The following is a 24,977-nucleotide window of genomic DNA, read 5'->3' as shown; positions in this document are numbered from 1 at the left end:
TATCGGCGGGCTGAGTTTTTAGGGCTGCTGCGCACCCCAGCGCGGGCGCGCCCGCTTGCTACGGCAGCAATGGCGGCGGGGCGTCGAGGGCTTGGCGCACCGCCCGCAGCAGGTTGGGCGCCAGGGCGTTGTGCCCGGCGCGCAGCAGGCGTGCAGGCAAGGGGCCGTGCTGGCGCAACCAGCGCAGGCTGGCCATGCCGCAACGGTCGTGGATGCCCTGGATGGCCAGGGTGTCGGCGGACAGCCTGATGGGTTGGCCTTCGTCAAAGAAGTAGCCCTGCTGATGGAAATGCAGTTCCAGGGTCATGGCGTCGATGGCGTGATCGTCGACAAAAGCGTGCAGGGCTTTGGCGGCCAGAGTGCTGGCGTTCGCCTGTGCCCAGTGCAGCGCCGCTCGCCGCCGCACCTGTGGGTTGCCCTGGCGCAGGTCGGCCAGCACCGCTGCCATATCCCATCCTGCCTGCAACTGGCCCAGGCGTTGGTTCATCATCCGTTCGTGCTCGGCGACGTGCTCGGCACAGGGCACAAACAGCGACACCAGCACGCAACGCGCCACATGCTCGGCAAATTGCTGTTGGTATTGCACCGCCAGCCAACTGCCCCAGGACACCCCCAGCAGGTTGATGCGTGCCAGGCCCAGGTGCCGGCGCAGGGCGTCGATATCGGCAACCGAGTGAGCGGTGCTGTTGTTGCGGGTTTCGCCCCGGGGATGGGAGCGCCCGCAGCCGCGCTGATCGAACACAATTACCTGCCACTGTTCAAGGTCGAAAAACCTAAGGTGCTGCGGGCTGCAATAGCCCCCGGGCCCACCGTGGAGGAAAAAAACCGGCGCGGCGTGGCTGGGCCCGTGGCGTTCCCAGTACAGGCGATGGCCATCGCCCGTGGCGTAGTAGCCGGTATCTGGCGAGGGCTTCATGGGGCCGGGGCCTGCAGCAGGTAGAACTGGAACAGTTCGGTGCGCCCCGGGCGCGCTGTCACACAGGAGAGCAGGGTCAGCCCCAGTTGCCGGGCCATCAACGGAATGTCTGGCAGCACGGGGGTATGGCCAAAAACGATGATTTTTGCCCCCGGGTTGAGGCAGTTGCACAAATGCACCAGCAGGCGTGTGGCGGTGGCGCGGGTCACCACCTCGGCATTGAGAAACCGCAGGATCAACACATCGCAGGTCAGCCCGGCGACAGCGCCCCGCGTCGCGTCCATCAGGTGGAACTCCAGGCCCGGCGCCCGATGGCGAGCACTGGCGTGCCTAATCATCGAGGCCGAACAGTCGGCCCCCACGCAACGCCGCCCGGGTAGGGCGGTGGCGAGGCTGGCGATGAAGGTGCCCGTGGAGCAGGCCGGGTCGTAAAGGGTGGCGCCGGGGCGGGTCAGGGTCTTGAGGATGCGGATGCAGTGCTGGCGAAAATGCTCTTCCTCCGCGTCCAGACGGCTGGCCAGTGATGGGTTGCATTGCCAGTAATCGGCGGGGCAGGTGAATTCCTGGCCGCTGGTTTCGAGCACCGGGAATGGAAAATACAGCTCGTTGCCCGCCCGGGTCAGGGCGCGGGCGAACACCCGGTGCTTTTCGGTGGCGCTAGCGGTCAGGAAGCTGCACTCCACGCCTTCGTTGCTCCAATGCAGATGTCCCAGCCGACCGAACAGCATGTCGGGTTCGATAATGCTGGAGGACTTCCAGAGCCCCTTGTCGTTTTTTTGCAGCACCTTGCGCCCGATCCAGTCTCGGCCCCCCACCTTGACGATAAAGAACTGATTGAGCCCCGGCCCCAGGGGCTCCATGAAATGGGCCCATTGCCCCGGCAGGGCCGGTGGCTGCAACGCCTGTTCAGTCATGGGCGGCGATTCCTTGTGCCGAGGTGGGGGCCAGGCGTCGGCCACGCTCCTGCGGCACCACCACGTTGCCGCTGGAAACGATATAGAACCGTTCCAGCCCGGGAATGACCACGTTTGCCAGGGTCGTGCCCAACGCGCTGTGGTACAGGGTTGAGACGCCGAGCGTGCGGTGGTGACGGTGTAGGTCTTCGGCCAATAGGTGAATCTGCCGGGCCAGAGTGGGCTGTGGCACGGCGTTGGGCAGTTCGACCTCGCACTGGCGGGCACGTGCCAGCAGGCTCGGTGCGTCAAATTGCAGGCAGCGCTGCAAGCGCGAAAAGCGGCGCAGCGCCCCTTGGGCTGCGCGCAGTTGCTGCTGCATTGGGGCCAGCGCACTGTTGAGGTGGACCTGGGTCAATTCGCTCAACGCCCGCCAGGCGGCGTGTTGGCCGTCCAGGGACGTGCCCGAGCCGAACACCCGGGGCAGCGGGCTTGGGGCGAGGCTGAACGCCAGGTAAGTTTTGGCGAGGAATTCGCTGCTGATGTCCAGCAGCACCACTGGCGCACCGATCTCCGCTTCCACTTGGGCCCAGCGTTGGCCACAGGGTTCGGTCAGGGGCGGTCGCACCACCCGTTTTAGCGGCACAGGGTTCTGGTAATAGAAGTGGTCGAGCAAAAACAGCGAAACAGCGTCGCGTTCGATGCACTCGTTGATGGCGTGCAGCACGGCTTCATCAGGGGTGGCGCCAATGGCGGTGCCGCTGTTGCTGCCATAGCGGCGCAGGCTGCGGTAGTCCGTGGCGTCGCCCGGCACGGGGTTTTGTGCATAAAGGCTGGAACTAAGTACGAGCGGATAGGAAAAGCGGCGGTTGTCCAGAGGGCTTGTGTAAGTTCGGCAGGCGAAGCCTTGCGCATTGTTTTCGATCAGTGGATTTAGAACGCTGTCGTCATGGAAAAGTGCATTGTTGCGCAAGTAACTGGCATCTTTAAAGTGTATGGCCAGAGTGTCGTACTGTTCGCTTAGATAGTGTTCGAGGGCTTCATATAGTGCGCCGACCCGGGCGTGTTCGAGCAAACCCTTGCCGCCTCCGCGGGCCTGCGGTTGTTGCGGGCAGTGCCCGAGGGTGGCCTGCACCGAGACGATGTGGTTGCCCAGGGTGCGGATGTTGGCCTGCAGTTTCAGGGTGGCGAGCTCTAGGTGCAGGCGCTGATGGGCTTGCGCCAGGCTCAGTTCGCGTTCGGTTACGGTATTGGCGTCCATGGTGGGATCCCTGAAGGCAAGGGGGAAGCGGCGGGCACTTCCCCCCAGAGGGGTTACTCGGCTTCCAGTTCGGACTGTTCTGCTTCAGTCAGTTGCAGTTCGTCTTTTAGTTGCTCTTCGCTTTGCAGTTCTTGTTGTTCGATATCGGCGATGGTATTGGCGTTGAACTGAGACATATAACCCATGATGTAATCCTCTTGTTATTGGGTGGTGCGCTGTTGCAGCCACGAAAATAACTTAAAGGAGGAACTTGCCTTGGTCAAAAATGACAAAAAGTGTCTGGGTGCATTATTAATCCGTGCTCTAAAAAGTACTTTCAATTGCGCAGTTGAAGTGCCTCGGGGTTATGTGATGGGGCTTTTATGCAGGGGAAAAGGGCTGATTACAGGCCTGGACAGGGGGTTAGGGCGGGGGAGCACGCGCAGAAAACCGGCACCGCAGGTAAGCCTTCGTATGAAACTCGACTTTGAACGCAGGGCTTTGCGGGGCGGGCCAGGAGAAGATTCAGCACCGTGTGGTGGCAGTTACCGGGAGAATGCCGCCGCCGAGGTTTTTTACGCCTGGCACCCAGACTATTCCTGCAACATTGCCCAGACGCAAAAACGGCACCCGAAGGTGCCGTTTGTATTGGCGCGGTAGCGGTCAGCCAGCGAGACCGGCCTGCTGCACCAGTTCCAGCAGAGGTTGCGGGTACACGCCGAGGAAGAATGCCAGGGCGGCGATGGCCAGCAGCATCACGCCACCTGCCTTCTGTTCCCAATGCAACTGGGCATCGTGGCGACGCAGGCTCGGCTCGACCAGGAACAGCGTCACCATCACCCGCAGGTAGTAGAAGACGCCGATGGCGCTACCCATGACCAGGGCGCCCAGCAGCCACCATTGGTGGGCTTCGACGCCCGTGGCGATGATGTAGAACTTACCGATGAAACCTGCTGTGAGGGGAATACCGGCCAGGGACAGCATCATCACGGTCAATACGGCGGTCAGGTACGGACGGCGCCAGAACAGGCCGCGGTACTCGTACAGGGCGTCCGCGTCGCGGCCCTTGTAAGGCGAAGACATCAGGGTAATCACGCCGAACGCGCCCAGGCTCGTGATGACGTAGGTGACCAGGTAGACGCCGATGGCTTCCAGCGCCAGGCCCTTGCTGGCCACCAGGGCGATCAGCAGGTAACCGAAGTGGGCGATGGAGGAGTAACCCAGCAGACGCTTGAGGTTGCTCTGGGTCAGCGCCAGCAGGTTACCGAACAGGATCGAGGCGATGGCAATGACCGTCAGCACGTTGCTCAGCACGGCGGTGTTGGCTGCCGGGGAAATCTGGAACAGACGCACCATCACCGCGAACACCGCGACTTTCGCCGCTGTGGCCAAGAACGCCGCCACCGGGGCCGGGGCGCCTTCGTAGACGTCCGGGGTCCAGAGGTGGAACGGTACCAGCGACAGCTTGAAGGCCAGGCCGATCAGCATCATCGCCAGGCCTAGCTGGGCGATCGGTGCCGGCACGCCCGTGGCTTCCAGCGCCAAACCGATGCCACTGAAGCTCAGGCTGCCCGCTTCGGCGTAGAGCAGGGCCATGCCGAACAACAGGAACGCGGAACCGGCCGCCGACAGCACCATGTACTTGATGCCGGCTTCCAGGGAGCGCTTGTTGAAGAAGGCGTAGGCCACCAAGCCATAAACCGGTACCGAGAGCAGTTCCAGGCCGATGAACAGGCCGGCCAGGTGTTGCGCGCTGACCAGCACCAGGCCGCCAGCGGCAGACATCAGGATGAGCAGATACAGCTCTTCGCGGTTGCCCGGGTAACCGGTGCCGCCTTCGCCGAGGTAGGCGTGGGCGAGGGTGACGCAGGCCAGGGTGGCGACCAGGATCAGCGCCATGTACAGGCAGGCGAAGTTGTCCACCAACAGCAGGGGCGTCACGGCCAGGGGCGCGACCTTCAATGCCGGGAGGATCGACAGCAACGCCAGGTTGAGACCAGCCACTGAAATCAGGAAGGTCTGTGAGTGGTTGCGACGCCAGGCGATCGCCAGCATCACCACGATGATGGTGAGGCTGGTAATCAGCAGCGGCGCCAGCGCGATAAAGTGTTGACTCGTGAATTCCATAGCGCTCTTACCGGGCCGAAGCGAGTTGAGTGAAGGCGGTACCGAACCATTGCTGCACACCTTGCATGGTGGCGGCGGAGGTATCGAGGAACGGTTGCGGGTAGACACCGATGTAGATCAGCAGTACCGCAAGGCTCAGCACCATAATCAGTTCGCGTGCGTCCAGGCCATGTAGCACCGCATCCGACTTGGACGGGCCGAAATAGGCACGGTGGATCATGATGAGCGAGTAGACCGAACCGAACACCAGGCCGCTGGTGGCAATCGCGGTGATCCACGGGGCGCTGACGAAGGTGCCGATCAGGATCAGGAACTCGCCGACGAAGTTGCCGGTGCCCGGCAGGCCCAGGGAGGCGGCCGCGAAGAACAGGCTGATAGCCGGCAGGTAGGCGATGCGTGACCACAGGCCACCCATCTCGCGCATGTCACGGGTGTGCAGGCGTTCGTACAGTTGGCCGCTGAGGATGAACAGCGCTGCCGCCGAGACACCGTGGGCCAGCATCTGGATCACCGCGCCTTGCAGGGCGATCTGGCTGCCGGAGTAGATGCCGATCAGCACGAAACCCATGTGGGAAACGCTGGAGAAGGCGATCAGGCGCTTGATGTCGGTCTGGGCGAAGGCCAGGAATGCACCGTAGAAGATTCCCACCAGACCCAGGGTCATGGCGATTGGCGCGAACTCGGCCGAGGCATTGGGGAACAGCGGCAGGGCGAAACGCAGCAGACCATAGGCAGCGGTCTTGAGCAGGATGCCGGCCAGGTCCACGGAACCGGCGGTCGGTGCCTGGGCATGAGCGTCAGGCAGCCAGGAGTGGAACGGCACCACCGGCAGCTTCACCGCGAAGGCGATGAAGAAACCGAGCATCAGGATGTATTCGGTGGTTGCCGACATCTGGGTCTTCAACAGGTCGGCGTAGTTGAAGGTAATCACGCCGGTGTTGTTGAAGTTGACCAGCACCAGGCCGAGGATCGCCACCAGCATGATGAGGCCCGAGGCCTGGGTGAAGATGAAGAACTTGGTCGCTGCGTAGATCCGCGTCTTCTTGCCGTCCGAGGAGCTGTGACCCCAGAGCGCGATGAGGAAATACATCGGCACCAGCATCATTTCCCAGAAGAAGAAGAACATGAACAGGTCCAGCGCCAGGAACACGCCGACCACACCGCCCAGGATCCACATCAGGTTCAGGTGGAAGAAGCCCACGTGACGCTGGATTTCCTTCCACGAGCACAGTACCGAGAGGATACCCAGCAGGCCGGTGAGCAGGATCATCAGCAGCGACAGGCCGTCGAGGGCCAGGTGCACGCTGATGCCGAAGCGCTCGATCCAGAGGTGCTTGAACTCAAGCGCCCAGGTCGGGTCGGCGCCAGGCGCCGGGGCCAGTGAATAGTCACCCTGGGTCCACAGCCAGAGGCCGAGAGCGAGTTCCAGGGTCATGGTCAGCAATGCAATCCAGCGTGGCAGGGTGGAGCTGAAACGCTCCGCCATCCAGCACAGGAAGCCGCCGATAAAGGGGATCAGGATTAGCCAAGGCAGAATCATGACGGGCTCAATTCCTTTCGCAATGTCGCAAGGTTCATATCAGACCGCTACCAAAACGATGGCGCCGATCACCAGCACAGCACCGGCCGCCATGGACGCGGCATACCAACGCAGTTGACCGGTTTCGGTGCGGCTCAGGGCGTTGTGGCCCCCTTTGGCGGCACGCGGGATCAGGCCAATGGTCTGGTCCAGTGGGTCTTTGCGCAGCAGGTGGCTGATAGCGAGGTACGGCTTGACGAACAGCTTGTCGTAGATCCAGTCGAAGCCCCAAGCCGCGAACCACCAGGCCGAAAGTACGCGGCCCAGGCTGCTGTTGGCGATGGCGCTGACGAAGCGGCGCTTGCCCAGGAACAGCAGGGCAGCCAGCAGGATGCCGGCCAGGGCGATGGCGCCCGAGGCGATTTCCAGGCTGTGCTTGGCGTCGCCGCCAGCATGGCCGACGCTTTGTGGCAGCACACCGGCCAGCGGCGGGGTAATCATGGCGCCGATGAAGGTGGACAGCACGATCAGCACCGACAGCGGCAGCCAGTGGGCAATGCCATGGCCGGCGTGGGCTTGGGTTTTGGCTTCACCGTGGAACGCAATGAAGATCAGGCGGAAGGTGTACAGCGACGTCATGAACGCGCCCACCAGGCCAGCGTAGAGCAGGCCCTGGTTACCACTGGCGAACGCTTCCCAGAGGATTTCGTCCTTGGAGTAGAAGCCTGCGGTGACCAGTGGCAGGGCCGCCAGGGCCGCGCCGCCGACGATGAAGCTGGCGTAGGCCAGCGGCAGTTTCTTCCACAGGCCGCCCATCTTGAAGATGTTCTGCTCATGGTGACAGGCCACGATCACCGCGCCGGAGGCGAGGAACAGCAGGGCCTTGAAGAACGCGTGAGTCATCAGGTGGAAGATCGCGCCTTCCCACGCGCCGACGCCCAGGGCCAGGAACATATAGCCGATCTGGCTCATGGTCGAGTAGGCGAGGATGCGCTTGATGTCGGTCTGTACCAGTGCAGCAAAACCGGCCAGCACCAGGGTCACGCCACCGACCACGCCCACCAGGTGCAGGATGTCCGGCGCGAGGGTGAACAGACCGTGGGTACGGGCGATCAAGTAGACACCGGCGGTCACCATGGTCGCCGCGTGGATCAGCGCCGACACCGGGGTCGGGCCGGCCATCGCATCCGCCAGCCAGGTTTGCAGTGGCAGTTGCGCCGATTTACCGACCGCACCGCCCAGCAGCATCAGGGTCGCCAGGGTGATCCAGAAGTCGCCGGCCTGGAATTTCTGCGGTGCCAGCACCAGCAGTTCCTGGATATTCAGGGTGCCCAGTTGCTGGAACAGAATGAACAGGCCGATGGCCATGAACACGTCGCCGATGCGGGTGACGATAAAGGCCTTGAGCGCTGCGTTGCCGTTGTTGCGGTTGCTGTAGTAGAAACCGATCAACAGGTACGAGCACAGGCCCACGCCTTCCCAGCCGAAGTACAGGAACAACAGGTTATCGCCCAGGATCAGGAACAGCATGCTGGCGATGAACAGGTTGGTGTAGGCGAAGAAGCGCGAGTAACCGGCTTCACCGCGCATGTACCAGGATGCGAACAGGTGGATCAGGAAGCCCACGCCCACCACCACGCCGAGCATGGTCACCGACAGGCCATCCAGGTACAGAGCGAAGTTGGGGGTGAAGCCTTCGACCGCCATCCACTGCCACAGCACCTGGGTGTAGTGGCCGCCGGGTGGCGGTGCGACGTTGAACTGCCAGATCACATAAGCGGTGACGATGGCAGACAGGCCAATGGAACCGACGCCAATCAGCGCGGCGAGGTTTTCCGAAATGCGGCCGCGAGAGAACGACAGCAGCAGAAAACCGATCAGGGGAAATACGAAAGTCAGAAAGAGAAGGTTCATCCGCGCATCTCACTGGCAGCATCGATATCAAGCGTGTGGAAGCGGCGATACAGCTGCAGCAGGATTGCCAGGCCAATACTGGCCTCGGCGGCTGCCAGGCTGATGACCAGGATGAACATGATCTGTCCATCCGGCTGCGCCCAACGGGCCCCCGCTACGATGAAGGCCAATGCCGCGGCGTTCATCATGATTTCCAGGCTCATTAGCACGAACAGGATGTTGCGCCGTACCATCAGGCCGACCAGGCCAAGGCAGAACAGGATACCGGCGACGGCCAGGCCGTGTTCCAAGGGAATAGCAGGCATGTTATTGCTCCTTCGCCTCATTGCGGCCCAAGTGGAACGCCGTGACGGCTGCGGCGAGCAGCAGCATCGAGGCGAGTTCGACCACCAGCAGGTACGGACCGAACAGGCTGATGCCCACGGCCTTTGCGTCCACGGTGGTTTGACCGATGCTGGCACCGCTCGGGTTGGCGAACAGCACATACAGCAGTTCGGCCAGCAGCAGGGTGCCGAGAATTACCGGCCCGATCCAGATGCCAGGCTTGAGCCAGACGCGTTCTTGCTGAACCGAGGCCGGGCCCAGGTTCAGCATCATCACCACGAACACGAACAGCACCATGATGGCACCGGCGTAGGCGATCACTTCCAGGACCCCGGCAAATGGCGCGCCGAGGCTGAAAAAGGTCATCGCCACGGCGATCAGCGAAATAATCAGGTAGAGCAGGGCGTGCACGGGGTTGGTGTTGGTAATCACGCGAAGCGTGGAAACTACAGCGATACCCGACGCGAAATAGAAAGCGAATTCCATCTTTCTTCCTTAAGGCAGCAAGCTCTTCACGTTGATCGGTTCGGCTTCATTCTGCGCGGCGCCCTTAGGCTTACCGGCGATGGCCATACCGGCAACGCGATAGAAGTTGTAGTCAGGGTTTTTGCCGGGGCCGGAGATCAGCAGATCTTCTTTCTCGTAAACCAGGTCCTGACGCTTGAACTCGGCCATCTCGAAATCCGGTGTGAGCTGGATTGCGGTGGTCGGGCAGGCTTCCTCGCAGAGGCCGCAGAAAATGCAGCGCGAGAAGTTGATGCGGAAAAACTCCGGGTACCAGCGCCCGTCCTCGGTCTCGGCCTTTTGCAGCGAGATGCAGCCCACCGGGCACGCCACGGCGCACAGGTTGCAGGCTACGCAGCGCTCTTCGCCGTCGGGGTCGCGGGTCAGGACAATGCGGCCGCGATAGCGCGGCGGCAGGTACACCGCTTCTTCCGGGTATTGCAGGGTGTCGCGTTTGCGAAAGCCGTGGCCGAACACCATCGCCAGGCTTCGCAACTGGGTACCGGTACCCTTAACGATGTCGCCAATATATTTGAACATGGGTCAAATCCTCACTGAACCGCGCCCGCTGGCGTGTTCCACAACACAACCGCAGCAGTCACCAGCAAATTAATCAGGGTCAGCGGCAGGCAGAATCTCCAGCTGAAATCCATCACCTGGTCATAGCGCGGGCGCGGAATAGAAGCGCGCAGCAGGATGAACAGCATGATGAAGAACGCGGTCTTCAAGGCGAACCAGACGAAGGCCAGTTGCGGCAGGATGCCGAATGGACCGTGCCAGCCACCGAAGAACAGGGTCACCAACAGCGCCGAGATCAGGATGATGCCGATGTATTCACCGACGAAGAACATGCCCCATTTCATGCCGGCGTATTCGATGTGGTAGCCGTCGGCCAGTTCCTGTTCCGCTTCCGGTTGGTCGAAGGGGTGACGGTGAGTCACGGCCACGCCAGCGATGAAGAAGGTACAGAAGCCGAAGAACTGCGGAATGATGAACCACAGGTTTTGCGCCTGGTATTCCACGATGTCGCGCATGTTGAACGAGCCGACCTGCACCACAATGCCCATCAGCGCCAGGCCCATGAACACTTCGTAGGACACGGTCTGGGCCGAGGCCCGCAAGCTGCCTAGCAGGGCAAACTTGTTGTTGCTCGACCAACCGGCGAACAGCACCGCGTAGACCGAAAGCCCCGCCATGGCGAAGAAGAACAGCAGGCCGATGTTCAGATCCGCCACGCCCCAGGTCGGGGTGATCGGGATGATCGCGAAAGCGATCAGCAAGGCACTCATGGCCACCACCGGCGCCAGGGTGAAGATCACCTTGTCGGCGAACGGCGGCGTCCAGTCTTCCTTGAAGAACATCTTTATCATGTCGGCGGCGATCTGGAACATGCCGAACGGGCCTACGCGGTTCGGACCGTAGCGGTCCTGCCACCAGCCCAGCAAACGCCGCTCGATGAAGCTGAGCAGGGCGCCGGCGACAACCACGGCCAGCAGCACCACGATCGCCTTGATGACCGCAATGATCGTGTCGATCACTTCAGGGGTGAACCAACTCATTGCGCTGCCTCCTGCAGACCGTCAACGGGCTTGCCGAAAATCGCCGGTGGAATGCCTGCGATACCGGCAGGCAGGCCCACCAGGCCCGCGCCCAGTTCTTCGTTGATGCGCAGTGGCAGGCGCAGGGTCGTGCCCGCCACGTTCAAGCTCAGCAGGGCACCGTCATTCACGCCCAGGCGATCTGCCTCGGATTTGGCCAGGGCCACGTAGGCTGCCGGGATGCGTTCCTGCACCGGGGCGGCTTTGGAGGAGTTCTCCTCGCTGCCGAACAGGTGGAAGAACGGCACGGCTTGCCAGGTGCCCGGGGCCGGGTTGAAGGCGCGGGGCACATTGGCGAACCAGCCCAGTGCATCGCCACGGCTTTCGATCAGGCGGGTGCCCGGGTCGCCGGCGCGCAGGTGGCCGCCGACTTCGTCCTGGAACTTGTTCCAGGCCTGTGGCGAGTTCCAGCCCGGCGACCAGGCGAACGGCACCTGCTGACGGGGTTCAGCGGAGCCCGAGTAGCCTTCCATGGAGAAGGCGAACGCGGTGTCCTTGTCCTGCGGGGTGCGCGGTTCGTGCACGCTGATGTCAGCGCGCATGGCCGTGCGACCGCTGTAGCGCAGCGGTTCGCGGGCCAGTTTCAGGCCCTTGATGCGGAACGCCGCGGACGGTGCGGCGTCGACGATGCGCGCCAGTTGCGGTGTGCTGGCGGCACAGGCCGCGGTGACGTGGTCCAGTTGGGTCCAGTCGATCGGCTGGTTCAGCAGGGTGGCGCGCAGGGCATGCAGCCAGCGCCAGCCTTCGTGCACCAGGATGCTGGCGTCCATGTATTGCGGGTCGAAGACCTGGAAGAAGCGCTGGGCGCGGCCTTCCTGGCTGACGAGGGTGCCGTCGCCTTCGGCGAAGCTCGCCGCTGGCAGGACCAGATGGGCGCGCTCGCTGGTGGCGGTTTTCTGGTGGTCGGCGACGATCAGCACTTTGGCCGCGTCCAGGGCCGCGTTGACCTTGGCTGCGTCGGTGCGGGTGAACAGGTCGTTTTCCAGGACCACGATGGCGTCGGCTTGGCCGCCGATCACTGCGTCCAGGGCTGCATCCAGGGAGTCGCCCCCGAGCATGGCCAGGCCGAGGCTGTTGGCTTCCGGCACGATCAGGCTGATGGAGCCGTTCTTCTCGCGCAGCTTGAGGGCCTTGGCGATGTTGGCGGCTGCTTCGATCAGGGCCTTGGAGCCCAGGGAAGTACCGGCGATCACCAGTGGGCGCTTGGCGGCAAGGAGGGCGTCAGCGATGCGTTGGGCCAGAGCCTGCGCTTCGCTGTCCAGGCCTTCGACGGCCGGGGCGCTGGCGTCCAGGGCGTGAGCCACGGCGAAACCGATGCGTGCCAGGTCGTCGGGAGCGGCGTGGACGCATTCTTCGGCGATGTCGTCGAGCTTGGTTTCAGCCAGGCTGGCGATAAACAGCGGGTTGAGCGCGTGCTGGCCGATGTTTTTCACCGCGGCGTCGAGCCAGGGCTGGACGCGCATGGCGTCGGCCATTTCCTCGGCCTTGCCTTTGACCGACTGGCGCAGCGACAGGGCGATACGGGCGGCGGTTTGGGTCAGGTCTTCACCGAGCACGAAGATCGCGTCGTGGTCTTCGATGTCGCGCATGTTCGGCACGGGCAGCGGGCTGTCGTTCAGTACCTGCAGGACGAGGCGGATGCGCTCCAGTTCAGCGGCTTCGATACCGCTGTAGAAGTGCTCGGCACCGACCAGCTCACGCAAGGCGTAGTTGCTTTCCAGGCTGGCGCGGGGTGAGCCGATGCCGACAATATTGCGGCCGCGCAGCAGGTCGGCGGCCTTGTCCAGCGCTTCGTCCAGGCTCAGCTTGGCGCCACCGGCCAACAACGGCTGGCGCGGGCGGTCTTCGCGGTTGACGTAGCCATAGCCGAAACGGCCACGGTCGCACAGGAAATACTGGTTCACCGAGCCGTTGAAGCGGTTCTCGATGCGGCGCAGTTCACCGTAGCGCTCGCCCGGGGAGATGTTGCAACCGCTGGAGCAGCCATGGCAGATGCTTGGGGCGAATTGCATGTCCCACTTGCGGTTGTAGCGCTCGGAGTGAGTCTTGTCGGTGAACACACCGGTCGGGCAGACCTCGGTGAGGTTGCCGGAGAACTCGCTTTCCAGCACGCCGTCTTCAACGCGACCGAAGTACACGTTGTCGTGGGCGCCGAACACGCCCAGGTCGGTGCCGCCGGCGTAGTCCTTGTAGAAGCGCACGCAGCGGTAGCAGGCGATGCAGCGGTTCATCTCGTGGGAAATGAACGGGCCTAGTTGCTGGTTCTGGTGGGTACGCTTGGTGAAGCGGTAACGGCGCTCGTTGTGGCCGGTCATTACCGTCATGTCTTGCAGGTGGCAGTGACCGCCTTCCTCACAGACCGGGCAGTCGTGGGGGTGGTTGGTCATCAGCCATTCGACAACGCTGGCGCGAAAGGCCTTGGATTCATCATCGTCGATGGAGATCCAGGTGTTGTCGGTGGCAGGGGTCATGCAGGACATAACGATCCGACCACGGGTGTCGTTTTCGTCGGTGTACTGCTTGACCGCGCACTGGCGGCAAGCGCCAACGCTGCCCAGGGCAGGGTGCCAGCAGAAGTATGGGATATCGAGGCCTAGCGACAGACATGCCTGTAACAGGTTGTCCGCCCCGTCGACTTCGAGCGCTTTGCCGTCTACGTGGATAGTGGCCATGGTTCAAAGTTCTTCGTTGGCCCGGTGTCAGCGGGCGTGGCTAATGGAATCTTGTTGTGCGTGCGAATCAACACAGCCGCTAGCGGCGTCATCGCACGAAAGGCGAGGGGCACGGACCCTTCGCCTGTTTAAGCGTTACGCGCCGACTACGATCGGCCTTGCCAGGGGCGGGACGGCGGCGCTGGTGGGCGCGATGCCGGCTTCGAACTCTGGACGGAAGTATTTGATCGCGCTGCCCAATGGCTCCACGGCGCCCGGTGCGTGAGCACAGAAGGTCTTGCCTGGGCCGAGGAAACCGACCAGACCCAGCAGGGTCTCGATGTCGCCGGGCTGGCCTTCGCCTTTCTCGATGGCCATCAGCAGCTTGACGCTCCAGGGCAGGCCATCGCGGCAAGGGGTGCAGAAACCGCAGGATTCACGGGCGAAGAACTGCTCCATGTTGCGCAGCAGCGAAACCATGTTGACGCTGTCGTCTACCGCCATCGCCAGGCCGGTACCCATGCGGGTGCCCACTTTGGCGATGCCGCCGGCGTACATTTGCGCGTCCAGGTGTTCCGGCAGCAGGAACCCGGTACCGGCACCACCGGGCTGCCAGGCCTTGAGCTTGAAGCCGTCGCGCATGCCGCCGGCGTAGTCCTCGAACAGCTCGCGGCCGGTGATGCCGAACGGCAGTTCCCACAGGCCCGGATTCTTGACCTTGCCGGAGAAGCCCATGAGCTTGGTGCCCATGTCTTCGCTGCCTTCGCGGGCCAGGGATTTGTACCAGTCCACGCCGTCGGCAATGATCGCCGGCACGTTGCACAGGGTTTCGACGTTGTTTACGCACGTGGGCTTGCCCCACACGCCCACGGCGGCGGGGAAGGGCGGCTTGGAGCGCGGGTTGGCGCGGCGGCCTTCGAGGGAGTTGATGAGGGCGGTTTCTTCACCGCAGATGTAGCGCCCGGCACCGGTGTGCACGAACAGCTCGAAATCAAAACCCGAGCCGAGGATGTTCTTGCCCAGCAGGCCGGCGGCCTTGGCTTCCTGTACGGCACGGTTGAGGTGCTTGGCGGCGGTGGTGTATTCGCCGCGCAGGAAGATGTAGCCGCGGTAGGTTTTCAGCGCGCGGGCGCTGATGAGCATGCCTTCGATCAGCAGATGGGGCAGTTGCTCCATCAGCATGCGGTCTTTCCAGGTGTTGGGTTCCATTTCATCCGCGTTGCACAGCAGGTAGCGGATATCGATGGACTCGTCCTTGGGCATCAGGCCCCACTTCACACCCGTAGGGAAGCCGGCGCCGCCGCGGCCCTTGAGGCCGGCGTCCTTCACGGTCTGGACGATATCGTCCTGGGCCATGTCGGCAAACGCCTTGCGGGCGGCCGCATAACCGTTCTTGGCCTGGTACTCGTCCAGCCATACGGCTTCGCCGTCGTCACGCAGGCGCCAGGTCAGCGGGTGGGTTTCGGCCGAGCGCTGGATGCGGTTGGCCGGGCCGAAGGAAGGCAGGGTCATACGTAGCCCTCCAACAGTTTGGCGACGCCAGTAGGCTGGACATCACCGAAAGTGTCGTCGTCAATCATCAACGCCGGTGCCTTGTCGCAGTTGCCGAGGCAGCAGACAGGCAGCAGGGTGAAACGACCGTCGGCGGTGGTCTGGCCCAGGCCAATCCCGAGAGTGTTCTGGATTTCGCTGACCACGGACTCATGGCCGCCGATGTAGCAGACCATGCTGTCGCAGACGCGAATGATGTGGCGGCCCACCGGTTGGCGGAAGATCTGGCTATAGAAGGTGGCCACGCCTTCGACGTCACTGGCGGGGATGCCAAGGATCTCGCCGATGGCGTAGAGCGCGCCGTCAGGCACCCAGCCACGTTCCTTCTGGACGATTTTCAGCGCTTCGATTGACGCCGCGCGCGGGTCTTCGTAGTGATGCAGCTCGTGCTCGATGGCCGAGCGCTCGGTTTCGCTCAAGGCGAAACGGTCTGTCTGGATAAGCGTGCTGTTCATGCTTAGCGGTCCACGTCGGCCATAACGAAATCGATACTACCCAGGTACGCGATCAAGTCCGCGACCATGCTGCCTTTAATCACCGAAGGGATCTGCTGCAGGTGCGGGAAGCTTGGGGTGCGAATCCGGGTGCGGTAGCTCATGGTGCCGCCATCGCTCGTCAGGTAATAACTGTTGATGCCCTTGGTCGCTTCGATCATCTGGAAGGACTCGTTGGCCGGCATGACCGGGCCCCACGAAACCTGCAGGAAGTGCGTGATAAGGGTCTCGATGTGCTGCAGGGTGCGCTCTTTGGGCGGCGGCGTGGTCAGCGGGTGATCCGCCTTGTACGCGCCGGCTGGCATGTTGCGCATGCACTGCTCGATGATCTTGAGGCTCTGGCGCATTTCTTCGACGCGCACGATGCAACGGTCATAGGCGTCGCCATTGGCTGCCAGCGGCACTTCGAACTCGAAGTTCTCGTAGCCGGAGTATGGGCGTGCCTTGCGCAGGTCGAAATCGCAACCGGTGGAGCGCAGCCCCGCACCAGTGACGCCCCACTCCAGGGCCTCTTTGGTGTTGTAGGCGGCGACACCGATGGTGCGGCCTCGCAGGATGCTGTTGTCCAGCGCGGCTTTCTGGTACTCGTCCAGGCGCTTGGGCATCCATTCGATGAAGTCCTTGACCAGTTTCTCCCAGCCGCGCGGCAGGTCGTGGGCGACGCCACCGATGCGGTACCAGGCCGGGTGCAGGCGGAAACCGGTGATGGCTTCGATCACGGTGTAGGCTTTCTGCCGGTCGGTAAAGGTGAAGAACACCGGCGTCATCGCGCCCACGTCCTGGATATAGGTGCCCAGGAACAGCAGGTGGCTGGTGATGCGGAAGAACTCGGCCATCATGATGCGGATGGTGTCGACCTTCTCCGGCACCTTGATACCGGCCAGTTTTTCTACCGAGAGTACGTACGGCAGGTTGTTCATCACGCCGCCGAGGTAGTCGATACGGTCGGTGTACGGGATGAAACTGTGCCAGGACTGGCGCTCGGCCATTTTTTCGGCGCCACGGTGGTGGTAGCCGATGTCCGGGACGCAATCGACGATTTCTTCGCCGTCCAGCTGCAGGATGATGCGGAAGGCACCGTGGGCCGAAGGGTGGTTGGGGCCCAGGTTGAGGAACATGTAGTCCTCGTTAGCGCCGGAGCGTTTCATGCCCCAGTCTTCGGGCTTGAAGCGTGCGGCTTCTTCTTCAAGCTGCAGCTTGGCCAGGTTCAGGCTGTAGGGGTCGAATTCGGTGGCCCGCGCCGGGAAGTCCTTGCGCAGCGGGTGACCTTCCCAGGTCGGCGGCATCATGATGCGTGTCAGGTGCGGGTGGCCGGCGAAATCGATGCCGTACATGTCCCACACTTCCCGCTCGTACCAGTTGGCGTTCGGCCAGATGCTGGTGATGGTCGGCAGGCTGAGGTCACCCTCGGACAAGGCGACTTTAATCATCACGTCGCTGTTACGTTCGATCGACAGCAGGTGATAGAACACGGTGAAGTCGGCGCCGCTGGGCAGCCCTTGACGCTTGGTGCGCAGGCGCTCGTCCACGCCATGCAGGTCATAGAGCATGACGTACGGCTTGGGCAGGTTGCGCAGGAAGGTCAGGACTTCGACGAGTTTGGCGCGGGCAACCCACAGCACCGGCATGCCGGTGCGGGTCGCCTGGGCGGTGAACGCCTCGGGGCCAAAACGGTTATTGAGTTCGACGACCACATCCTGGTCGTCTGCCTTATAAGGCGGGATGTACAGAGCACTGCCTGTAGTCATGGTTTTTTATCGCTTTGGGTCAACGTAAAGAATGAAGCCAGGTTCTCGTTTCTATTAGAGAAGCTAGAGCTGGATCAGACTTCGTCTGGGCTGCGCAGGTTGGTCACCTGAATACGCTGTTCGCGGCGCTGTTCCTTCTGGGACGGCATCTCGGCGCGGTATACGCCTTGATCCCCGACCACCCAGGAAAGTGGGCGACGCTCCTGTCCGATCGACTCCTGCAACAGCATCAAACCTTGCAGGAACGCTTCTGGGCGAGGCGGGCAGCCAGGCACGTAGACGTCCACGGGCAGGAACTTGTCCACTCCTTGAACCACGGAGTAGATGTCGTACATGCCGCCGGAGTTGGCGCACGAACCCATGGAGATAACCCACTTCGGTTCGAGCATTTGCTCGTAGAGACGCTGAATGATCGGCGCCATCTTGATGAAGCAGGTGCCGGCAATGACCATGAAGTCAGCCTGGCGCGGTGACGCCCGGATCACTTCGGCGCCAAAGCGTGCGATATCGTGGGGTGCCGTGAAGGCGGTGGTCATTTCCACGTAGCAGCACGAGAGGCCGAAGTTATACGGCCACAGGGAGTTCTTGCGGCCCCAGTTGACGGTGCCGTTGAGCACGTCCTCGAGCTTGCCCATGAAGATGTTTTTGTGGACTTGATCTTCTAACGGATCGGAAACGGTTTCCCGTTCGCCGATCGGGTACTGCTCGTTAGGAGCATCCGGGTCGATCCTGGTGAGATTGTATTGCATCGCCAAAGCCTCATTGTTTCAGCTTCGCTTGCCGCTTACGACGAGCTTCCGGAGCCCAGTCAAGGGCGCCCACTCGGAATAGGTAGACAAGGCCTGCCAACAGAATTGCTATGAAAACGAGGGCTTCGACGAATCCGGTCCAGCCGCTTTCGCGGACGGACACAGACCAGGCAAAGAGAAAGAGGGCTTCGATATCGAAGATCACGAACAACATCGCGACCAGATAGAATTTGGCTGAGAGCCGCAAGCGGGCGCCACCTGTAGGTAGCATGCCGGACTCGAACGGTTCGTTTTTGCTGCGACCCCAGGCTTTTGACCCCAGGAGGCTGGATACGCCGAGCATGAAGGCACAGAGGCCGATAACCCCAAGAAGGAAAATGGCAAAGCCCCAGTTGTGGGCCATGAGTCCTGTCGCTTCGGGCATGCTGGTAATCCTTAACAGAGAGCAAAGGTCTCTGAGCTTGATAAAGAAATAAAGCAGTGACGATATGTCGCAGCGCAATCAATCGCGGTGATTTTATGGCTAAACACCGAGCAAGTAAAATTCCTATAGCGAAATTATTCATTGGAATAAGGACATAGCTCACCTCAGAGGTCCGCAAAGCCATGTGTGGCGGGCATTACAACGGATTTCGTTAATTATGTTTTGTAGAGGTTGTAATGAATGGATTTATCGCTAAATGATAATCAATACTATTTGTGATGGTTTTTAAACTGTTAATCGGGGAAGTAGCCGGGAAGTTGTCTTTATATGCCCGCAACAGCAAGTTGCGGGCACGCTCGTTTTAGCCTGTTTTGCGCTGGCAAATACTGCGTTGGATCAATTCTGGATGGCGATTTTTGCGTATTGCTTGCCAGGTCAGCGTTCCTGCATGGTCGCTTGGACCAATCTGTAGGCAAAAAAAACGCCCCGAACCAGTCGGGGCGTCAGAGATGCAGCAGGGCAGTTAGCTTTCTATACGTTATGCCCTGGCCGTTTGCTCAGGTGAAACCAATCAGTGGAACTGTTCTTCTTCGGTGGAGCCGGTCAGTGCGGTAACCGAAGAGGTGCCACCCTGGATCACGGTGGTCATGTCGTCGAAGTAGCCAGTGCCCACTTCCTGCTGGTGAGCCACGAAGGTGTAACCCTTGGCGGCGTCAGCGAATTCCTGCTCTTGCAGCTTCACGTAGGCGGTCATGTCGTTGCGGGCGTAGTCGTGCGCCAGGTTGAACATGCTGTGCCACATATTGTGAATGCCGGCCAGGGTGATGAACTGGTGCTTGTAGCCCATGGCGGACAGTTCGCGCTGGAATTTGGCGATGGTCGCGTCGTCCAGGTTTTTCTTCCAGTTGAAGGAAGGCGAGCAGTTGTACGACAGCAGTTGGTCTGGGTATTCCTTTTTGATCGCTTCGGCGAAGCGACGAGCCTCTTCCAGGTCTGGCTTGGCGGTTTCGCACCAGATCAGGTCAGCGTAAGGCGCGTAGGCCAGGCCGCGAGCGATCGCCTGGTCGAGACCGGCGCGTACTTTGTAGAAGCCTTCCTGGGTGCGTTCGCCAGTCACGAATGGCTGGTCGTACGGGTCGCAGTCGGAAGTCAGCAGGTCAGCCGCGTTCGCGTCGGTACGTGCCAGGATGATAGTCGGGGTGCCGGCAACGTCGGCCGCCAGGCGGGCAGCGGTCAGCTTCTGCACGGCTTCCTGGGTTGGAACCAGTACCTTGCCGCCCATGTGGCCGCATTTTTTCACGGAGGCCAGTTGGTCTTCGAAGTGAACGCCAGCGGCGCCTGCTTCGATCATGCTCTTCATCAGCTCGTAAGCGTTCAAAACGCCGCCGAAACCGGCTTCAGCGTCGGCAACGATCGGCGCGAAGTAGTCGATGTAGCCAGCGTCGCCTGGGTTCTTGCCGGCTTTCCACTGGATCTGGTCGGCGCGACGGAACGAGTTGTTGATGCGCTTGACCACGGTTGGAACCGAGTCAACCGGGTACAGCGATTGGTCCGGGTACATCGACTCGGCGGAGTTGTTGTCTGCGGCTACTTGCCAGCCCGACAGGTAGATCGCCTGGATGCCGGCCTTGACTTGTTGCACAGCCTGGCCACCAGTCAGGGCGCCCATGCAGTTGACGAAATCTTTCTCAGGGCGGAAGGAAGGCTTGGCGCCCTGGGTAACCAGGTTCCACAGCTTTTCGGCGCCCATGCGTGCCAGGGTGTGCTCAGGCTGAACCGAGCCACGCAGACGCACGACGTCAGCAGCGGAGTAAGCGCGTGTCACGCCTTTCCAGCGTGGGTTTTCAGCCCAATCTTTTTCGAGGGCTGCAATTTGCTGTTCGCGTGTCAGTGCCATGGAGATAAACCTCGTCGCGTCTTTGTTGAAAGTCGTTCTTGGGTGGAAAATTCATGCTGCTCGCTGACCAGAAGCTTAGGTAGCCAAGTCGGGTCTGGCGGGGAAGGCGACGGGATGAACGATGGGCTCGAGGAGGAAGTGAGCAGGTAAAGGCGTTCTGGCGAGCGCATTCGGGCGTCGTGGGCCTTTATACGTTTGTCAGTGTGATGCCGGGTTACCTAGTTACGCTTCCGTCCCTCGGGACAACTTCGTTCCAGTCGCAACCTCGTCAAACACACCTTGTGGGCGGTACAGACACGAATCGGCTCAGGTCGGTAAGGTGTGAGCATCGATCCGAAGGCCCTTGCCAGGGCCTCTGATTAGCGGGAGCGAGGCCATCATGCCTTTGGTTTTTTGCCTCGTCAAACATTTTGTAGTGCTTTTTTTGCGGCACTACATCTTTGGTCTAATACGACTAATCAGTCAGTTTTCGATGTTCTAGTCCAAAGTCTCGACTTTAACCCGCAGGCTCATGTCATCCCGGCCTTGGGTCCCGTAGTTGCGGGTCTGGCCTTGAATATCGGCTTGAGTCTGGCGGTTGATTCCGGCCAGGGTGATCCATTCGCCCAGGCGCCCACTGACGGTTGTGTCGGTGCTCTGCACGTTCACTACATCCGGGCGCTCCTGGCTCATACGGTCGCGGTTGGTGCTGATGGCCAGGTGCACGGTGTCGCCGGTGACACTGGCAGTGACGTAGAAGCCCTGGGTGACGTTGCGGTACTCGGTCTGGCTTTGCAGGCGGCCATAGGCATCGGTCTGGGTGCTGGTCAGCGGCACGCTTTGGCCAGTCTGGATCAAGGCCGGGACGCCTTCGCTGGCCTGGATTTGCTGCACGCCGCCGTCACGGCTGGCGGTGCTGCGGGTGATGATACGGGTCTGGCTGGTACTGGTCTGTTGGCTGTTTTCGCTGGTGTCGACGGTAATCAGCAGGCGCTTGGCCGGTGTGTCCAACTGCTCGAGCAGGGTGCGCAGGCCTTGGATTTTTTCTGGCTCGGCATTGACGATCAGTTGATTGCCGTAGGCGCTGACGGTGCCCTCCTTGCCAAGGAAGTTCTGCGCCACCGGTAGCAGGTCGGCGCTGGTGCGATTGTTCAATGGCAGGACTTCGGTGGCGGCCATCACCGAAAAGCTAGCGGCCAGGAGCGCGGCGGTGAATAGGGTGCGTAGGGACATGTCCGTTATCTCTGCGATTCAAAGGCTGATTCTGCCAGTTTGTCGGCCTGCGAGGGGGCAAGTTGAATCGTAGAACGCAAAACACCCTGGCATCGGTGGATAGCAGGGTGTTTTTGGGCGGGCGTGGGAAGGCAATCGCGTGGCGGGTCAGGCTTCGCGCACCATATCGACGTGAGGAATGCCTACTTCTAGGAATTCTTCGCTGACGATGTTGAAGCCCAGGCGCTCATAAAACGGCGCAGCGTGCACCTGTGCGCTGAGGGTCTGCTTGGTCTGCCCGCGTTTCTCGGCTTCGCCGATTACCGCTTCCATCAGGGCATCGCCCACCTTCAGCCCGCGCCAGTCCTTGAGCACCGATACACGGCCAATCTCGCCGCTGGGCAGCAAGCGGGCGGTGCCGATGGGGAAGTCGCCCTCGTAGGCCAGGAAATGCACCGCGCCACTGTCATCAGCGTCCCATTCCAGTTCTGGTGGGACGGATTGCTCGGCGATGAACACCGCTTCACGAATGCGCCGGATCTCAGCGTTGTCCTTTTGCCAGTCTGCGACACGTACGTGAATCTTATTCATCGGCAAACCCCAGGCTTCCTTGCTTGACCAGTTCACACAGCAGGCCGCGGCTATCTTCGTCGCTCAGCCATGGGCCGAGGTTGTCGGCGTGCAGGGCATCGGCGGCGCAGATCATTTTCAACAGTTCGCGCAATTTACCTGGCAGGTAACGGCTCTGACCGCTGGCGAACAGTAGCAGATCGTCGTCGACTTCCGACCAGGCCAGGCGTGCGCTTGGATTGCGTATCAGGATGGCGCCTTGTTCCAGGGCGCTGAGCACCTCTTCCTCCTCCAGATCCTCGGGGCCAGCCACCAGTTCCGGGTAGCGTGGCTCGGTCATGAACTGGCCGAACCAGGTCAGCAGCAAGCGTTCGTCGCTCATGTGCTCGGCCAGCAGGCCCTTGAGGCGGTCGAGGGCGTCGTGCTGGATCTGGTGCGGGTCGCTGACCGGTTGCGCGTCGGCGTCGGTGTAGCGATCTTCATCAGGCAGGAACTGGCTGAGGAAATCGGTGAAATGGGTCAGCACTTCGGCGGCGCTTGGCGCGCGGAAACCCACGGAGTAGGTCATGCAGTCATCCACGGCCACGCCGCAATGAGCCAGGCGCGGCGGCAAGTAGAGCATGTCGCCTGGTTCCAGGACCCATTCGTCGGTTTCTTCAAATTCGGCCAGGATGCGCAGATCGGCGTGTTGCAGCATCGGGCTTTCGGAGGTGCACATCTGGCCAATTTTCCAGTTGCGCTTGCCGTGGCCTTGCAGCAGGAACACGTCGTAGTTGTCGAAATGCGGGCCGACGCTGCCGCCCGGCGCGGCGAAGCTAATCATCACGTCGTCCACGCGCCAGCTCGGCAGGAAGCGGAAGTGTTCCAGCAGTTCGCTGACTTCCGGTACGAATTGGTCGACTGCTTGCACCAGCAGGGTCCAGTCGCGCTCCGGTAGTTTGCTGAATTCGTCTTCGGCGAAAGGGCCGCGGCGCAATTCCCAGGGGCGTTCGCCGTTCTCGATGATGAGGCGCGATTCGACCTCTTCTTCCAGGGCCAGGCCGGCCAGTTCGTCGGCGTCGATCGGGCTTTCGAAATCGGGGATGGCTTGGCGGATCAGCAGGGGCTTCTTCTGCCAGTAGTCGCGCAGGAATTCCCGTGCCGTGATGCCGCCCAGAAGTTGAAGAGGAATATCAGGATTCATGTGTAACCTATTGAAAAAAAGCACTTTTCAGACGGGAATAAAAACGCCCGGCGCTGCCGGGCGTCTCAAGGGGTCAAGCGGCGATCAGATGCGTTTGGCTTGGGCCACGGCATTGCCGATGTAGTTGGCCGGCGTCAGCAGCTTGAGTTCGGCTTTCGCAGCGGCCGGCATTTCCAGGCCATCGATGAAAGTTTGCAGCGCTTGTGGGCTGATGCCTTTGCCGCGCGTCAACTCTTTGAGTTTTTCATACGGGTTTTCGATGTTGTAGCGACGCATGACCGTTTGGATCGGCTCGGCCAGGACTTCCCAGCAGGCGTCCAGGTCAGCGGCGATTTTCTGCTCGTTGAGTTCCAGCTTGCTGATGCCTTTGAGGCTCGCTTCGTACGCGATCACGCTGTGGGCAAAGCCGACGCCCAGGTTACGCAGTACGGTGGAGTCAGTCAGGTCGCGCTGCCAGCGGGAAATCGGCAGCTTGCTCGCCAGGTGCTGGAACAGCGCGTTGGCGATGCCCAGGTTGCCTTCGGAGTTCTCGAAGTCGATCGGGTTGACCTTGTGGGGCATGGTCGAGGAGCCAATTTCGCCGGCGATGGTGCGCTGCTTGAAGTAGCCCAGGGAGATGTAGCCCCAGATATCGCGATCGAAGTCGATCAGGATGGTGTTGAAGCGGGCGATGGCATCGAACAGTTCGGCGATGTAGTCGTGAGGTTCGATCTGGGTGGTGTAGGGGTTGAAGCCCAGGCCCAGTTCGTCTTCGATGAAGGCGCGAGCGTTGGCTTCCCAGTCGATCTCGGGGTAGGCCGACAGGTGGGCGTTGTAGTTGCCCACGGCGCCGTTGATCTTGCCCAGCAGCGGCACGGCGGCAACCTGGGCGATCTGGCGCTCCAGGCGATACACGACGTTGGCCAGCTCTTTGCCCAGGGTGGTCGGCGAAGCCGGTTGGCCGTGGGTGCGCGACAGCATCGGCACGTCGGCGAAGCGGATCGCCAGTTCGCGGATGGCATTGGCGGTCTGGCGCATCAGGGGCAGCATCACGTCATCACGGCCTTCGCGCAGCATCAGGGCGTGGGACAGGTTGTTGATGTCCTCACTGGTGCAGGCAAAGTGGATGAACTCGCTGACCTGGGCCAGTTCCGGCAGCTTGGCCGCTTGCTCTTTGAGCAGGTATTCGATGGCTTTAACGTCGTGGTTGGTGGTGCGCTCGATCTCTTTCACACGCTCGGCGTGTTCCAGGGAGAAATTTTCCGCCAGGGTGTTCAACACGGCGTTGGCTTGCGCGGAGAACGCCGGCACTTCGCTGATGGCGGGATGGGCGGCCAGGCGCTGGAGCCAACGCACTTCAACCAGGACGCGGGCGCGGATCAGGCCGTACTCGCTGAAAATAGGGCGCAGGGCCTGAGTTTTGCCGGCGTAGCGGCCGTCAACAGGGGAAACCGCAGTGAGCGAAGAGAGCTGCATGGGGTGTTCTCGGACAGTCGGGCAACGAA

22 protein-coding genes are annotated in these 24,977 nt (G+C 61.5%); all 22 read right to left on the bottom strand.

Annotated elements, in window-relative coordinates; all coding sequences use genetic code 11:
- Positions 1-58: 58 nt before the first annotated feature.
- The 22 genes from AC19YT_RS11190 to purB all read right to left on the bottom strand — a co-directional run bounded on the left by AC19YT_RS11190 (position 59) and on the right by purB (position 24,948).
- On the bottom strand, positions 59-916 hold the full coding sequence (locus AC19YT_RS11190; protein WP_500610245.1) for an alpha/beta fold hydrolase: 858 nt from the start codon (positions 914-916) through the stop codon (positions 59-61).
- On the bottom strand, positions 913-1,830 hold the full coding sequence (locus tag AC19YT_RS11185; protein ID WP_500610244.1) for a class I SAM-dependent methyltransferase: 918 nt from the start codon (positions 1,828-1,830) through the stop codon (positions 913-915). Before AC19YT_RS11185 ends, AC19YT_RS11190 begins: the two co-directional genes overlap by 4 nt.
- Entirely contained in the window at positions 1,823-3,070 is a 1,248-nt protein-coding gene (locus tag AC19YT_RS11180) for a YcaO-like family protein (protein WP_500610243.1), read from the bottom strand. Before AC19YT_RS11180 ends, AC19YT_RS11185 begins: the two co-directional genes overlap by 8 nt.
- 53 nt (positions 3,071-3,123) lie before the next feature.
- Positions 3,124-3,255, bottom strand: a complete 132-nt coding sequence (locus tag AC19YT_RS11175; RefSeq protein WP_256576621.1) for a hypothetical protein — start codon at positions 3,253-3,255, stop codon at positions 3,124-3,126.
- A gap of 457 nt (positions 3,256-3,712) precedes the next feature.
- Positions 3,713-5,176, bottom strand: a complete 1,464-nt coding sequence (gene nuoN / locus AC19YT_RS11170; RefSeq protein WP_095109960.1) for an NADH-quinone oxidoreductase subunit NuoN — start codon at positions 5,174-5,176, stop codon at positions 3,713-3,715.
- Positions 5,177-5,183: 7 nt separating this feature from the next.
- Positions 5,184-6,716 carry an NADH-quinone oxidoreductase subunit M gene (nuoM, locus tag AC19YT_RS11165; RefSeq protein ID WP_500610242.1) on the bottom strand — a complete coding sequence of 511 codons (1,533 nt, stop codon included), beginning with the start codon at positions 6,714-6,716 and terminating at the stop codon, positions 5,184-5,186.
- A gap of 39 nt (positions 6,717-6,755) precedes the next feature.
- A complete protein-coding gene (gene nuoL / locus AC19YT_RS11160; protein ID WP_500610241.1) occupies positions 6,756-8,609 on the bottom strand; it encodes an NADH-quinone oxidoreductase subunit L in 1,854 nt (617 codons plus the stop codon).
- A complete protein-coding gene (gene nuoK, locus AC19YT_RS11155; protein WP_038612823.1) occupies positions 8,606-8,914 on the bottom strand; it encodes an NADH-quinone oxidoreductase subunit NuoK in 309 nt (102 codons plus the stop codon). The genes nuoL and nuoK overlap by 4 nt, the downstream gene beginning before the upstream one ends.
- Position 8,915: 1 nt before the next feature.
- Positions 8,916-9,419, bottom strand: coding sequence for an NADH-quinone oxidoreductase subunit J (gene nuoJ, locus AC19YT_RS11150; RefSeq protein ID WP_095109957.1), 504 nt, complete (start codon positions 9,417-9,419; stop codon positions 8,916-8,918).
- A 9-nt stretch (positions 9,420-9,428) separates the two neighbouring features.
- On the bottom strand, positions 9,429-9,977 hold the full coding sequence (gene nuoI / locus AC19YT_RS11145; protein WP_095109956.1) for an NADH-quinone oxidoreductase subunit NuoI: 549 nt from the start codon (positions 9,975-9,977) through the stop codon (positions 9,429-9,431).
- A gap of 11 nt (positions 9,978-9,988) precedes the next feature.
- Positions 9,989-10,996, bottom strand: a complete 1,008-nt coding sequence (gene nuoH / locus AC19YT_RS11140; protein ID WP_095109955.1) for an NADH-quinone oxidoreductase subunit NuoH — start codon at positions 10,994-10,996, stop codon at positions 9,989-9,991.
- Entirely contained in the window at positions 10,993-13,707 is a 2,715-nt protein-coding gene (gene nuoG / locus AC19YT_RS11135) for an NADH-quinone oxidoreductase subunit NuoG (RefSeq protein ID WP_095109954.1), read from the bottom strand. Before nuoG ends, nuoH begins: the two co-directional genes overlap by 4 nt.
- Positions 13,708-13,842: 135 nt before the next feature.
- Positions 13,843-15,198, bottom strand: coding sequence for an NADH-quinone oxidoreductase subunit NuoF (gene nuoF, locus AC19YT_RS11130; protein ID WP_500610240.1), 1,356 nt, complete (start codon positions 15,196-15,198; stop codon positions 13,843-13,845).
- Positions 15,195-15,692 (bottom strand): NADH-quinone oxidoreductase subunit NuoE, encoded by a 498-nt coding sequence (gene nuoE / locus AC19YT_RS11125; RefSeq protein WP_095109952.1) that lies wholly within the window; start codon positions 15,690-15,692, stop codon positions 15,195-15,197. Before nuoE ends, nuoF begins: the two co-directional genes overlap by 4 nt.
- A gap of 2 nt (positions 15,693-15,694) precedes the next feature.
- Positions 15,695-17,479: an NADH-quinone oxidoreductase subunit C/D gene (nuoC, locus tag AC19YT_RS11120; RefSeq protein WP_095109951.1), complete on the bottom strand. Its 1,785-nt coding sequence runs from the start codon at positions 17,477-17,479 to the stop codon at positions 15,695-15,697.
- A gap of 74 nt (positions 17,480-17,553) precedes the next feature.
- Complete coding sequence (locus AC19YT_RS11115; RefSeq protein ID WP_095109950.1) at positions 17,554-18,228, bottom strand: NuoB/complex I 20 kDa subunit family protein; 675 nt, start codon at positions 18,226-18,228, stop codon at positions 17,554-17,556.
- Positions 18,229-18,238: 10 nt separating this feature from the next.
- Positions 18,239-18,652, bottom strand: a complete 414-nt coding sequence (locus tag AC19YT_RS11110) for an NADH-quinone oxidoreductase subunit A (protein ID WP_077045930.1) — start codon at positions 18,650-18,652, stop codon at positions 18,239-18,241.
- Between the two features lie 571 nt (positions 18,653-19,223).
- Positions 19,224-20,549 (bottom strand): isocitrate lyase, encoded by a 1,326-nt coding sequence (gene aceA / locus AC19YT_RS11105; protein WP_095109949.1) that lies wholly within the window; start codon positions 20,547-20,549, stop codon positions 19,224-19,226.
- A 477-nt stretch (positions 20,550-21,026) separates the two neighbouring features.
- A complete protein-coding gene (locus AC19YT_RS11100) occupies positions 21,027-21,761 on the bottom strand; it encodes a secretin N-terminal domain-containing protein (RefSeq protein ID WP_500598812.1) in 735 nt (244 codons plus the stop codon).
- Between the two features lie 147 nt (positions 21,762-21,908).
- Positions 21,909-22,331: a GNAT family N-acetyltransferase gene (locus AC19YT_RS11095; protein WP_095109947.1), complete on the bottom strand. Its 423-nt coding sequence runs from the start codon at positions 22,329-22,331 to the stop codon at positions 21,909-21,911.
- The gene (locus tag AC19YT_RS11090) at positions 22,324-23,493 is read right to left on the bottom strand and encodes a ribosomal protein uL16 3-hydroxylase (protein ID WP_095109946.1); all 1,170 of its coding nucleotides are present in this window, start codon (positions 23,491-23,493) and stop codon (positions 22,324-22,326) included. The genes AC19YT_RS11095 and AC19YT_RS11090 overlap by 8 nt, the downstream gene beginning before the upstream one ends.
- Before the next feature lie 84 nt (positions 23,494-23,577).
- On the bottom strand, positions 23,578-24,948 hold the full coding sequence (gene purB, locus AC19YT_RS11085) for an adenylosuccinate lyase (protein WP_500610239.1): 1,371 nt from the start codon (positions 24,946-24,948) through the stop codon (positions 23,578-23,580).
- Between the last annotated feature and the right edge of the window lie 29 nt (positions 24,949-24,977).

This window comes from Pseudomonas sp. MF08875 (assembly GCF_059862525.1).
The sequence above is the reverse complement of the archived record's forward strand: the minus strand, read 5'-3'. Positions and strand labels throughout refer to the sequence as shown.